The 11,956-nt window shown below is 27.0% G+C and carries 14 protein-coding genes; 10 read left to right on the top strand and 4 right to left on the bottom strand.

Going from position 1 to position 11,956, the window contains the following annotated elements; all coding sequences use genetic code 11:
- Positions 1 to 12: 12 nt before the first annotated feature.
- Together AVBRAN9331_RS08570 and nusA are read right to left on the bottom strand one after the other, a co-directional pair.
- Complete coding sequence (locus AVBRAN9331_RS08570; protein WP_336612818.1) at positions 13 to 996, bottom strand: pyridoxal phosphate-dependent aminotransferase; 984 nt, start codon at positions 994 to 996, stop codon at positions 13 to 15.
- Complete coding sequence (gene nusA, locus AVBRAN9331_RS08565) at positions 993 to 2,087, bottom strand: transcription termination factor NusA (RefSeq protein ID WP_214118554.1); 1,095 nt, start codon at positions 2,085 to 2,087, stop codon at positions 993 to 995. The genes AVBRAN9331_RS08570 and nusA overlap by 4 nt, the downstream gene beginning before the upstream one ends.
- A gap of 118 nt (positions 2,088 to 2,205) precedes the next feature.
- Here nusA and AVBRAN9331_RS08560 point away from each other — a divergent pair, with 118 nt between their 5' ends.
- Genes AVBRAN9331_RS08560 through AVBRAN9331_RS08535 form a run of 6 tightly spaced genes read left to right on the top strand, consistent with a single transcriptional unit; the run spans position 2,206 to position 6,336 of the window.
- Entirely contained in the window at positions 2,206 to 2,436 is a 231-nt protein-coding gene (locus tag AVBRAN9331_RS08560; RefSeq protein ID WP_214118556.1) for an HP0268 family nuclease, read from the top strand.
- The gene (gene miaB / locus AVBRAN9331_RS08555; protein ID WP_214120363.1) at positions 2,433 to 3,734 is read left to right on the top strand and encodes a tRNA (N6-isopentenyl adenosine(37)-C2)-methylthiotransferase MiaB; all 1,302 of its coding nucleotides are present in this window, start codon (positions 2,433 to 2,435) and stop codon (positions 3,732 to 3,734) included. The genes AVBRAN9331_RS08560 and miaB overlap by 4 nt, the downstream gene beginning before the upstream one ends.
- Positions 3,715 to 4,350, top strand: coding sequence for a lysophospholipid acyltransferase family protein (locus AVBRAN9331_RS08550; RefSeq protein WP_214118560.1), 636 nt, complete (start codon positions 3,715 to 3,717; stop codon positions 4,348 to 4,350). Before miaB ends, AVBRAN9331_RS08550 begins: the two co-directional genes overlap by 20 nt.
- Complete coding sequence (locus tag AVBRAN9331_RS08545) at positions 4,328 to 5,314, top strand: hypothetical protein (RefSeq protein WP_336612817.1); 987 nt, start codon at positions 4,328 to 4,330, stop codon at positions 5,312 to 5,314. The genes AVBRAN9331_RS08550 and AVBRAN9331_RS08545 overlap by 23 nt, the downstream gene beginning before the upstream one ends.
- On the top strand, positions 5,304 to 5,825 hold the full coding sequence (locus tag AVBRAN9331_RS08540) for a hypothetical protein (protein ID WP_214118563.1): 522 nt from the start codon (positions 5,304 to 5,306) through the stop codon (positions 5,823 to 5,825). Before AVBRAN9331_RS08545 ends, AVBRAN9331_RS08540 begins: the two co-directional genes overlap by 11 nt.
- Positions 5,818 to 6,336 (top strand): hypothetical protein, encoded by a 519-nt coding sequence (locus tag AVBRAN9331_RS08535; protein ID WP_214118565.1) that lies wholly within the window; start codon positions 5,818 to 5,820, stop codon positions 6,334 to 6,336. The genes AVBRAN9331_RS08540 and AVBRAN9331_RS08535 overlap by 8 nt, the downstream gene beginning before the upstream one ends.
- A 22-nt stretch (positions 6,337 to 6,358) precedes the next feature.
- Here AVBRAN9331_RS08535 and AVBRAN9331_RS08530 read toward each other — a convergent pair whose 3' ends face one another.
- On the bottom strand, positions 6,359 to 6,991 hold the full coding sequence (locus AVBRAN9331_RS08530; protein ID WP_214118567.1) for a superoxide dismutase: 633 nt from the start codon (positions 6,989 to 6,991) through the stop codon (positions 6,359 to 6,361).
- A gap of 194 nt (positions 6,992 to 7,185) precedes the next feature.
- Here AVBRAN9331_RS08530 and AVBRAN9331_RS08525 point away from each other — a divergent pair, with 194 nt between their 5' ends.
- A complete protein-coding gene (locus tag AVBRAN9331_RS08525; RefSeq protein WP_336612816.1) occupies positions 7,186 to 7,899 on the top strand; it encodes a DUF4198 domain-containing protein in 714 nt (237 codons plus the stop codon).
- Positions 7,900 to 7,974: 75 nt separating this feature from the next.
- Positions 7,975 to 8,448: a thioredoxin family protein gene (locus AVBRAN9331_RS08520; RefSeq protein WP_214118571.1), complete on the top strand. Its 474-nt coding sequence runs from the start codon at positions 7,975 to 7,977 to the stop codon at positions 8,446 to 8,448.
- Here AVBRAN9331_RS08520 and AVBRAN9331_RS08515 read toward each other — a convergent pair.
- Positions 8,445 to 8,948 (bottom strand): gluconokinase, encoded by a 504-nt coding sequence (locus tag AVBRAN9331_RS08515; RefSeq protein WP_214118573.1) that lies wholly within the window; start codon positions 8,946 to 8,948, stop codon positions 8,445 to 8,447. The genes AVBRAN9331_RS08520 and AVBRAN9331_RS08515 overlap by 4 nt on opposite strands.
- A gap of 82 nt (positions 8,949 to 9,030) precedes the next feature.
- Here AVBRAN9331_RS08515 and AVBRAN9331_RS08510 point away from each other — a divergent pair, with 82 nt between their 5' ends.
- Together AVBRAN9331_RS08510 and AVBRAN9331_RS08505 are read left to right on the top strand one after the other, a co-directional pair.
- A complete protein-coding gene (locus AVBRAN9331_RS08510) occupies positions 9,031 to 10,401 on the top strand; it encodes a GntP family permease (RefSeq protein ID WP_336612815.1) in 1,371 nt (456 codons plus the stop codon).
- A 238-nt stretch (positions 10,402 to 10,639) separates the two neighbouring features.
- The coding region (locus AVBRAN9331_RS08505; protein ID WP_336612814.1) for a molybdopterin-dependent oxidoreductase at positions 10,640 to 11,956 on the top strand (1,317 nt) is incomplete at its 3' end.

The following is an 11,956-nucleotide window of genomic DNA, read 5'->3' as shown; positions in this document are numbered from 1 at the left end:
TGAGCTTAAAGCTCAAACTAAATTATGATTTTTAGCTAGCCTTAATGCTTTTGTAAATTCTTTTAATTGTTTAATATTTCCTATGCTAATTCTATTTAATAAAGGATAATTATCTATAGGTCTTCCAACTATTATCTCGCATTCTTTCATAAAATCAGCATATTTTGTGCTTTTAATTTCGTGTAAAATAAAGTTAGTATGAGATTTAAAATATTTTATATTTAAAGTTTCAAATTCATTTTCTAATAAAGCTTTATTATCGTTAATAATTTTTCTTGTAGTTTTTGCAAAGTCTTTTTGTTTTAGGGCAAAAATCGCACACTCTAAAGCAAAAGCATTAATAGCATCAGGACTAAAAAAATCTTTTAAAATTGATATTAATCTAGTGTGAGCTATCCCATATCCAACTCTTAAACCTGCTAATGAATACATTTTAGAAAATGTTCTAATATGTAAAATATTTGGATTTTTTGCAAATTCTAAACTATAAAAATCATCAGCAAATTCACAATAAGCCTCATCTAAAAGCATATATACATTATCTTTACAAATTGAGTTTAATTCATTTAAATCTTTTTTGCTTAGCATTAGGCCTGTTGGATTGTTTGGATTTACAAGATAGATTATATTTATTTTATTTGGGATTATTTTTATTTTATTTATATCAAAATTAAACTCGCTATCTAAGTAAAACCCATCAATACTATAACCTATATTTTTAGCATAATAAAGTGTTAAGTCAAAAGTAGGTAATGGTGATATTAAATGAACATTGGAATTTGAATATTTATAAAATGCTAAAAGGCTCATATAAATAACATTACTTGAGCCATTACCTAGAATAAAATTATCACTTTTTAAATTATAAAAATTAGCTAATTCATCTAATAATTTATAATTTTTATCAAAAGAATACTTATTAAATTCAACACTATTAATTATCTCTTTAATATCTAAAGTATTACAGGTATTTTCGTTTTTGCTTAAATCAATCATATATTTTTAAATAGATTTTCAAGATTTGCTTTTGCTTCTTCTGAGCTTATATGATTTTCTGCTTCAGTGCCAACTTCAATTAATTCAATATTAAGTCCTGTTAGCATATTGCATAACCTAATATTAATTCCTTGCTTACCTATAGCTTTACTTTTTTGGTCGTGATTTATTACAACCTTAGCTATGTCGTTATCAATCGTAACTGAATTAATAATTGCAGGTGCTAAAGCACGAGAAACTACAATAGCTTGTTCGTTAGAATACTCTATACAATCTATATTTTCGCCATTTAATTCTTTACTAATAGCATTAATTCTAACACCTTTTGTTCCAACGCTAGCACCTACAGCGTCAATATTGATTGAGTTAGCTTTTAATAAAACTTTAGCTCTTTCGCCAGGAATTCTAGCGCAATTAATAATTTCTATAGCACCATCTTTAATCTCTGGAACTTCAAGCATTAAAAGTGCATTTAAAAATTTAGGAGAAGTTCTTGAAATTTCAACTTTTAAGCCTAGTTTTTTATCAACACTAACTTTTCTAATAACTGCTTTTAATACATCACCAACTTTAAATTTTTCGCCTTTTATACGATTTTTTCTAGGTAATACTGCTCTAATTTCATCAAATTCTATGAAAGTATTTTCATCATTATCAACAAATACTACCGTTCCAAAAATTAATCTATCAACCATACTTTGGTATTTTTCAAATAATTTTTCTTCTACAAGTCTTTGCACATTATATTCTAATTCTTTATAAAGCCAATTTATTGCAGTTCTATCAAGATTTGCAAAAGATATTTCATATTTTAAAGTATCTCCGATTTCTACTTCACTTGATTCTAATTTTGCTTTATCAAGGCTAATATATTTACTCTCATTATTAGCTAATTCATCATTATTTGCAACAACTACTAGATTTTGATATACACAAAGAGTTTTTTTAACATCTACACTAAATTCTTTATCATCACCAAAAAGTCTTTTAGCAGTATTTGTAATAGCTTTTACTACACGCTCACTTACTTCTTCTATTGGCAATGATTTCTCATTCGCAATTGATTCTATTATATCTACTATTCTTTCCAAGATTTTACCTTTAATTGAAGTTTGAAGACTATTATTATATAAAAAATAACTTTTAATAAGTTTAATGAAAGAACTTTTTGTTATTATTTTATTTTTTTAATTTAAAAAAGGATATGAGATGAAATTTAAATTAGCAAAACAAACTTTAAATTCAAAACCAAAAGAAGTTACTATTGAAGAAGTTATAAAAATACTTGAAGAAAAAAAGGTTATATTTTTAGACCATTCAAATTCTAGTGAAGATATTACAAAATTAGTTGAAAAATTAAATAATTTTAAGGTATATGTAAATACGGTTAAATATGGTTTAGTAGAAGATGAATTTATTTATGAGGTACATATACTTTGAGTAAAAAATTATATATAGAAACTTTAGGCTGTGCAATGAATGTTCGCGATAGTGAGCGTATGATTGCAGAGCTTACCACTAAAGAAGGTTATGAAGTAACTACAGATAAAAAAGAAGCTGATTTAATATTAATAAATACTTGTAGTGTGCGTGAAAAACCAGTCCATAAGCTTTTTAGTGAAGTAGGTGGTTTTTTAAAAGAGAAAAAAGAAGGAGCAAAAATAGGTGTTTGTGGTTGCACGGCTTCACATTTAGGTAGCGAGATTTTTAAGCGTGCTCCACAAGTTGATTTTGTGTTAGGTGCAAGAAATATTAGCCGTATAACAGAAGCAATTAAAACTCCAAAATTTATAAGTAATGATATAAATTACGATGAAAGCGATTTTGCTTTTGCTGATTTTAGAAATAGTATTTATAAAAGCTATGTAAATATTATGATAGGTTGTGATAAGCATTGTGCTTATTGTATCGTCCCACACACTCGTGGTGATGAGCTAAGCATTCCAAAAAATATTATTTTAAATGAAGTAAAAAAAGCCGTTAGTAACGGAGCTAGTGAAGTATTTTTGCTAGGACAAAATGTAAATAATTATGGTAAAAGATTTTCAAGTAACCATCCTAAAATGGATTTTTCAGATCTTTTAAATGAGATTAGCGAGGTTGATGGGCTTGAAAGGATTAGATTTACTAGCCCACACCCACTTCATATGGATGATAAGTTTTTAGAAACTTTTGCAAAAAATCCTAAAATTTGTAAAAGTATGCATATGCCTTTACAAAGTGGTAGCACAAGTATTTTAAAAGCTATGAAGCGTGGTTATACTAGAGAATGGTTTATAAATAGGGCTTTAAAATTAAGAGAATTAGTTCCAAGTGCTAGTATATCAACAGATATTATCGTGGCATTTCCTGGTGAGAGCGATGAAGATTTTGAATTAACACTTGATGTAATGAGAAAAATTAGATTTGAGCAAATTTTTTCATTTAAGTATTCTAAAAGACCACTAACACCTGCAGCAACAATGCCAAATCAAATTCCTGAAAATATAGCAAGTGCAAGGCTAACTAAATTACAAAGTTTATACAATGAAATTTTAGATGAGATTAGTGCAGCACAATTAAATAAAACTTATAAAGTATATTTTGAAGAATTAAGAGAAAATCAAACTATAGCAGGAAGAAGTGATAATAATTTCTTAATAGTTGTAAATGGTAGCGAAGAATTGCTTGGAAAAATGGTTGATGTAAAGATTACAAAGACTTCTAGGACAACCCTTTATGGCGAAATACAAAGTTAAAATTTTAGCTTTTATAATATTTATACTTTTAAATATTATTTATTTAACTTGTAAAAAAAGATTTTATGGAGAAAAAACTTTACCTAAAGAGCCTTGCATAGTACTTTTTTGGCATGGAAAACTTACTATGATGGCTTTTATTTTTGCTTATATGAAGAAAAATGGTTATAAAAAAAAGCCTTATGTATTAATAAGTAATCACAAAGATGGAGAATTAATTGCTAGTGTTATGAAATACTTTAATATAAATGCTGTTAGGGGTAGCACTTATGATTCTCCAGTTAAAGCATTGCTTGAAATTAAAAGTCTTTTAGGACAAGGTCATGATGTATATATTACTCCTGATGGACCTAGAGGACCTTATCATAGTATTTCAGCAGGTTCTTATAAAATAGCTTTAAAATATAAAATTCCTACGATTATTTTTGATAATGCTGCAAGTAGATTTTATAGGGCTAAAAGTTGGGATAAGATGATTTTAGCTAAGCCATTTTCTACAATTGCTTATATTATTTCAAAACCGATATTATTAGATGAAGAAAATTCTGTTAATTTAATAAATAAGGAATTTAATAAACTAGAGCTTAAATTAAATGAAGAAGGTTTTTATGTTTAATATAAGAAAATACCTATCAACTATTTTTATTAATTTAGTAATTAAGGATAAAAGTTGTAGTATAGAAGCTTATTCTGTTAAAAATGAAAAAATTATTAAAATTCATCAAAGAACTTTTATTGAAGAAGATAAAAATAAATTACTAAAATATATAAAAACCTTAATTGATAATCATTATTTTACTTATGTTTCACTTTTATTTACTAGTATCGGTCAAGGAATGGTGCCGACAATTAATAAAACAGATTTACAAAAATTTGGTGTTGATAGCAGTGCTGTTAATTTAAAAATCTTTGATAACTCGTTTTTGTATGCGGCAAAAACTGAATTAATTAATGCTGATATTGTTTTTGATGAATTGCAAGTGGATTTAATTTATTCTCCTTTTAGTATATTGTTTAAGCTAATTCAAGATAAAAAATCAGATGGTTTTGTATTTGATGGCATAAGTTTATTTGTGTTAAAATACGGAGAATTCATTACTTTAATGATTTATGATGGTAAAAAATTTAAATTTGGTAGTTATTTTGAGCTTAAAATTAACAAAGATAACGAAGAAGACCATCAATCTTTAGAATTAGAAGAAGAAATTGAATTAGATAGCAATAACGATACATTAGAAGAACTTGATTTTGATGAATTTGATAATGTAAAGGTTGATGATAATTTTGATTTAGGAGCTGATTTAAATTCTGATTTGAATGAAAATTTACAATCATTTAGCTTGGATATGCAAATATTTGAATATATAAATAGTGCGATTAAAGAATTTTATAATAACAATATTTATGATAGTGATTTTATTAATAATATTATTATATTTGAACACGAAAAAAGCTCTAAAGCTATGCATTCTTATATTGAAAGTGAATTATTAATAAAGCCTATTGTATATACAATTGATATATTTAAGGAAATGTTAAAATTAAGCAGTAATGATTTAGGAGCAAAAATTGATATATAGTCTTAAAAATGCTGAACAAAAACCTATATTAAATAAATTTAATAAATTATGCTTTTATTTTTTAATCTTCATTATTTTTGTAATTATATTTTTTGCTGTATTTATAAAAATAAAACAAGAATTAGCATATAGCGACGCACAACAAGCCAAAGAAAATAGTGATAAAATGATAGAATTAATAGGAAAAAATAGGAATGAAATTATTTTAAATAAAGAATATATAGCTTTAGTAAGTGATATACAAGCTTCTAATATAAATTTAAAAAAGAGTATAAAAAATTTATTTGACTTAGTTCCTGATAGTATAGTTTTAAATGAAGTTTTAATGGAGCAAAAAAGCTTATTGATTAAAGGAATTACTCCAACAAAAGAAATTTATAATAATTTATTGCAAACACCGCTTCAAAGTATTTTTGAAACATCAAAAACTAATTTTATACAATTAAATTCTGGTTGGTATAACTTTGTAAGCATTAACACTATTGAAAATTCTGAGGGTTTTAATGAATAAAGATAATAGTATGAGTAAAATTGATATAGTAAAGTTGCTATTATGGTTGAGTATATTTTTGATTACTATTTTTACTCTTAGTGCTTTGCTTATAATTCCAAGTGTAAATAAATTAAAAGTTGCAAATGAAGTTTTAAGCTCTTCAAATTCAAAATTTCAGCAAAATAAAGCAAAAAATGAAAGTATTGAAAGACAATTAAATGATTATTTATCAGAAAATAAAACCAATTTAGCAAAAATTCATAATGAATTTGATATTGAAAAATTTAAAAATCATTGCAAGACTTTTTTTGATGAAGTGAATTTAGATAAGAATTTAGATTTTAGCGAAGATTATGTAAGCTATCAGTTATCAGTAAGCACAAAAATAACAAGTCCAACTATTTTTTATGATTTCATAGATTCTTTAGATAATTTTCCAAATATTTTACGAGTTCATTTCCCAATAGTTTTAAAATCTGATAAGAATTTAATAAAAGCACAATTTAACATTCAAGTATATAAAAGATAAGCCTACAAAAGTAGGCTAAGAATTATTTATGCAATTCGTTTGCATAGAATTTAACAGAATTAAAGCCTTCTTTTAAAGCCCATTCGTAAGCACTTGATACGAATTCCCAATTAATATGCTTATAAAAACCTTCAAGGTAAGCTGCTCTTGCATTTCTGTGGTCAATATAATAAGCGTGTTCCCAAACATCAACAACTAATAAAGGAATTAATTTATCAGTAATTGGAGTTGCTGCATTGCTTGTTTTTACTAATTCAAGTTTTTTACTTGTAGTATTATATACAAGCCAAAACCATCCACTACCAAATAAGCCTGTAGCACCTTTTATAAATTCATCTTTAAAGTTTGAACAGGTTCCAAAAGCTTCATTAATTGCTTTTTCTAATTCAGCACTCATTTTACTTTCTTTTGGACTAATGCAGTCAAAATAAAAATCGTGATTATAAACTTGTGCAGCATTATTAAAAATACCTTCTTTAGAAGTTAAGATAATATCAACTAAATCTTTTTTTTCAAATTCTGTTCCAGCAATCAAATTGTTAAGATTATTAACATAAGTTTGATGGTGTTTACCATAGTGATAATTGAAAGTTTCTTCAGTTAAAAAGCCTGAAAACGCATTTGTCGCATAATTTAATGTTCTTAATTTAAACATCTTTTCTCCTTAATTTTAAAATTTGTATTAAAAATATATCAAAAAAAAGATAATATTTATCTTATTTAAAATCCTTTTTTATTTGTAAAAAATATATTTATTAAAGAAAATTAAAATTATTATCAAATTAAGAAAAAATTAATAAATAATTCATATAATAATCAATATCAAATTAATTTAAAAAAGGATATATTATGAAGTTAAGTAAAATTACATTAGCTAGTATTTTTGTTGCAAGTTCTGCATTTGCTCATCAATTTTTTCCAATGAAAACAGATGATGGTTATAAGGTTGGATTTTGGGCTGATGATCACTGGGGTCAATTTCAAAGCGATAGAATATTTGGTGTAAGTGCAAAAGATTCTAAGGGTAAAAAGCTTAAAGCTGGATATGATTATTTAAATAATAAAATCTTTATAGAAGGTAATCCATCAGTAGCTAGTGTAAATTATGATTTTGGTTATTACACTTTTACAAAAGATGGCAAACATTATTCTCAAGCTAGAAATGAAATTACCGACATTACAGGTGCAAATGAAGTAACTCAAACTAGAAAAATATTTAAAATGGGTAAAAGTATATTCGCTTGGGACGAAGCATCAAGTAAGCCTTTAGGGTTAAAATTTGAAATAATTCCATTAGAAAATCCACTAGACAAAAAAGTAGGGGATAAATTAAAAGTTCAAGTATTATTAGATGGAAAACCTATTAGTGGGGTTGAATTTGAAGACCAAAATGATGATATAGATGATATTACAACCGATGAAAAAGGTATTGCAACTTTAACTCTTAGCAAACCTCAAGATGGCTTGCAAATTATTGCAGCTGGTATAAAATTGTCTTATAATCTTGATAGATACGGAGATACTTTACAGCTTACTGCTACTTTAAGTTTTAAATCTAAATAATATTTTTAATCCCTAATTGTTAGGGATTAAAAGAAATATTTTAAAATACCTTTATTAAATTTAAAGGTTTTTAAAATGAAGACAAAAGTGTTTTTTGCTATATTAATAGCTGCTTTTGGCATTTGGTATTATTATTACAACGAAGGTAGTTATACAAAAACAGATGGTTTTGAATTAACTTATATAGATAATAGTATTATTAAAAATTATAATTCAAATATATTGTTAAATTTTTGTAATACTAGTAATTCATCTTGCAATCAATTTCAGCCAATTTTAAAATCAGTTTATAATGAATTAGGTAATTTGAATGTAAAAATTTTAAATATTGATATTTTTGACAATCCTGAATTATTGAATAAATTCCCAATTTCTTTAATACCGATACAATTTTTTTATACAAAAGATGGGGTAAATTTCAAACCAAAATCAGAAATTGGAAAGAAATTTAAAGAAGTTAATTTCAATGATGAAACTTTTTATTATCACTTAGGTATTTTAACGCAAGAAGAGATAATGTTGATTTTTGAAGAAATGCAAAACTATTAAAGTTGGTCTAGTTTTATTAGTGCATCTTCAACAATTTCTCCAATAGGTGGGGTAATATCAATATTTATTACTAAATCTTCATTGTGTGGAAATTCCAATGTTGAAAATTGAGAATCAATCATATTTTCTTTCATATAATGACCGCTTCTTTTACTCATTCTTTGCATTATTAATTCTTTTGAGCCGTGTAAATGAATAAAGATAATTTTACCAGATTGTCTTATTTTATCTCTATATTGTTTTTTTAATGCAGAACAAGCTATGACACAAGAGCGATTTCTTCTTGAAATTGAGTAAAATACATCAGCAATTCTTTCAAGCCAAGGTTCTCTATCTAAATCATTTAATGGAACCCCACTTTGCATTTTTTCTATATTTGCTCTTGGGTGTAAATCATCTCCATCTATAAAGCTAGCTCCTAAACTATTTGCAATCATAGCTCCAACCGTACTTTTGCCACAGCCACACACTCCCATTACAACAATATTATAATGTTTCATTAATTATCCTTTTTTATAAAAATCTTGCTATTTTTAACCTATTTTTCTTAATATTACATAAATTCAAATAAAAGGAGAAATAATGCAAGAGCTTAGTGCTTCTTACTTATTATGTGTTGCCGCAGTTGCGGTTGTTTTATTATTATTTATGATTATGAAATTAAAAATTCACGCTTTCATATCATTAATAATAATAAGTTTTTTAACTTCTTTAGCAGCCAATACGCCGCTTGATAAAATTTTAGGAGTAATGCTTGGTGGTTTTGGTTCAACTTTAGCAAGTGTTGCTTTATTAGTTGGTATTGGTGCTATGATAGGTAAAATTTTAGAAGTTTCTGGTGGAGCTCAAGTTTTAGCTGATACTTTAATTGAGTTTTTTGGGGTGCAAAGAGCTCCATTTGCACTAGGTTTAGCTTCATTGATTTTTGCTTTCCCTATATTTTTTGATGCAGGGTTAATTGTAATGTTGCCTGTTATATTAAGCGTAGCTCATAAATTAAAAGGTTCTGTTTTAACTTATGCACTTCCTTCAGTTGGTGCGTTTTCTGTAATGCATGTTTTCTTACCGCCACACCCAGGTCCAGTTGCAGCAGCAGCTACAATAGACGCTAATGTTGGTTGGGTTTTAATATTAGGACTTATTATTGGTCTTCCTACTTGGTATTTTAGCTCTTATTTATTTGGGCTTTATTCTGGTAAAAAAATGTATTTTAAAGCACCAGATTTATTTGAAGATGAAAAAGTAGAAATCAAAAATAAACCTAAATTCTTAACCGTAATATTTATATTATTAACCCCTGTAGTATTGATTTTTATAAGTGCAATTATCTCATCTATGCAAAAATTAGAAATAATTGCAAAAAATGATATATGTTTTAATGTTTTAAATCTAATAGGTCAAACTCCAATCGCTCTTATGATTACTTTAATAATTTGTATTATTGTTTTTAATAAAAGTTTAGGTGCTAAAAATCTTGAAAAATATTGTGAAAAAGCACTTCCTGCAATTTGTTCTGTAGTGCTTGTAACTGGTGCAGGTGGTATGTTTGGCGGTGTTTTAAGAGCTAGTGGAATAGGTGATGCGTTGGCTGGAACTTTAGCTAATTTAGGCGTTCCTGTTATTTTAGCTGGTTTTATAATAGCAGCAATTATTAGAATTGCTCAAGGTTCAGCTACTGTTGCACTTACTACAACAGCTGGTTTAATGGCACCAATTATTGCAGCAAATACATCAATTGCAGAATTTGATAAAGTTGCTATCGTTTTAGCAATAGCTTGTGGTAGTGTTGTTTGCTCTCATTTTAACGATTCTGGATTTTGGCTTGTAAAAGGCTTATTTGGTTTAGATGAAAAAACAACTCTTAAAACTTGGACTATGCTAGAAACTTTAATAGGTGTTATAGGTTTTGTATTTATACTTATAATTTTAGCTTTATTTAATCTTGTATTTTAGTGTTTTTACTTTGGAATTTAAAATTATATTTTAAATTCCATTTTTAATTAATTCTTCTTAAATAATATAGTTTTCATTATATTTACATATTATTCCTTTTTGCTATTGGGGGGGGGTATTTAATATCTATATAATAATTAAGAATATATTATTCCATTTACTTAATTCTTAAATTATTTTATTATAATTTTATCTAACTTATAAAATTAAGTTTTATTTAAATTTTTAAGGAGAATTTATGGAAAAGTTATCTCGTAGAAGCTTTTTAAAAGGTGCAGCAGGAGTAGCAGCTAGTGCGTCAAGTTTAGGTGCTGTTGATTTTATTGGTGAAAACGCTATTCCTAAAATAGATGAAAGCTTAATTAGTGCTTCACATTTTGGAGCTTATCATCCAATTATTAGAAGTAGCAAAGTTGAAGGATTTAAAGCTTTTAATGGGGATTTTAAACCAACAACTCTTATGAATGGTGTAGTAAATAGAGTATATTCACAAGATAGAATTAAAAACCCAAGCGTTAGAAAAAGTGTTTTGGAAAAAGGATTTGAAAAAGCTCCTAAAAACTTAAGGGGTAAAGAAGAATTCGTTGAGATTACTTGGGAAAAAGCTTATGAATTAGTAGCTAATGAGCTTAAAAGAGTTTATGAAAAATATGGCTCTAATGCTGTTTATGGTGGTAGTTATGGTTGGTTTTGCGTTGGAAGCGTTAATAACCCACAAAGCTTACTTGGAAGAATGTTAAATATAGCAGGTGGTTGCACTACTAGAACTCTTACATACTCAACTCATTGTATTCGTGCAATTACTCCTTATATTAGTGGTGTTGATGAATCAAGTGCTAAGCAAACTTCTTGGGACAATGTATTAGAGCATTCAAAAGTGGTTGTTTTATGGTCAAATGATATGATTAATACAAATCAAATTGCTTGGGGTGTGCCATTACATGAAACTTACCCTTATTTAGAAAAATTACAAGCATTAGTTAAAGATGGAAAAATAAAAGTAATTAATATTGACCCAGTATATAATGATACAGCAAGATTTTTAGGTGCAGAACAAGTATTTATTAATCCTACAACCGATGTTGCCTTAGTAGAAGCAATGTGTTATCATCTAATTAAAAACAATCTTCACGATGAAAAATTCCTTAAAAAATACACGGTAGGATTTGCTAAATTAAAAGAAAGATTATTTGATGAGAATAATCCAAAAACTCCTGAATTAGCAGAAAAAATTACAGGTATAAAAGCAGAAAAAATAAAAGAATTAGCAGAACTTATGGCTAAAAATAGAACTATGATTATGGCAGGTTGGGGTTTTCAAAGGGCTCATCACGGAGAACAAGCTCACTGGGCTATGATAACTCTTGCATCTGTTTTAGGGCAAATTGGACTTGATGGTGGTGGATATGGGTTTAGCTACCATTATTCAGATGGTGGAGTTCCAACTCCGGGTGCAGTTACGGGCAATGCTAATAGTGGTAATATTGAAGATAAAGCAAATAATTTTAGTGGTTTTCCTGGACTTGCAGGAATTAGCACAAAAACTACTATAAAA

Origin of the sequence: Campylobacter sp. RM9331, assembly GCF_020137685.1 — a bacterium.
Classification (GTDB): domain Bacteria; phylum Campylobacterota; class Campylobacteria; order Campylobacterales; family Campylobacteraceae; genus Campylobacter_E.
This window is presented reverse-complemented; position numbering and strand designations above follow the sequence as displayed.

Excerpts from the sequence above, each read along its gene's own strand:
- AVBRAN9331_RS08570 (WP_336612818.1), bottom strand. The coding sequence starts at position 996 with ATGATTGATTTAAGCAAAAACGAAAATACCTGTAATACTTTAGATATT.
- AVBRAN9331_RS08560 (WP_214118556.1), top strand. The coding sequence starts at position 2,206 with ATGAAATTTAAATTAGCAAAACAAACTTTAAATTCAAAACCAAAAGAA.
- AVBRAN9331_RS08550 (WP_214118560.1), top strand. The coding sequence starts at position 3,715 with ATGGCGAAATACAAAGTTAAAATTTTAGCTTTTATAATATTTATACTT.
- AVBRAN9331_RS08545 (WP_336612817.1), top strand. The coding sequence starts at position 4,328 with ATGAAGAAGGTTTTTATGTTTAATATAAGAAAATACCTATCAACTATT.
- AVBRAN9331_RS08535 (WP_214118565.1), top strand. The coding sequence starts at position 5,818 with ATGAATAAAGATAATAGTATGAGTAAAATTGATATAGTAAAGTTGCTA.
- AVBRAN9331_RS08530 (WP_214118567.1), bottom strand. The coding sequence starts at position 6,991 with ATGTTTAAATTAAGAACATTAAATTATGCGACAAATGCGTTTTCAGGC.
- AVBRAN9331_RS08525 (WP_336612816.1), top strand. The coding sequence starts at position 7,186 with ATGAAGTTAAGTAAAATTACATTAGCTAGTATTTTTGTTGCAAGTTCT.
- AVBRAN9331_RS08520 (WP_214118571.1), top strand. The coding sequence starts at position 7,975 with ATGAAGACAAAAGTGTTTTTTGCTATATTAATAGCTGCTTTTGGCATT.
- AVBRAN9331_RS08515 (WP_214118573.1), bottom strand. The coding sequence starts at position 8,948 with ATGAAACATTATAATATTGTTGTAATGGGAGTGTGTGGCTGTGGCAAA.
- AVBRAN9331_RS08510 (WP_336612815.1), top strand. The coding sequence starts at position 9,031 with ATGCAAGAGCTTAGTGCTTCTTACTTATTATGTGTTGCCGCAGTTGCG.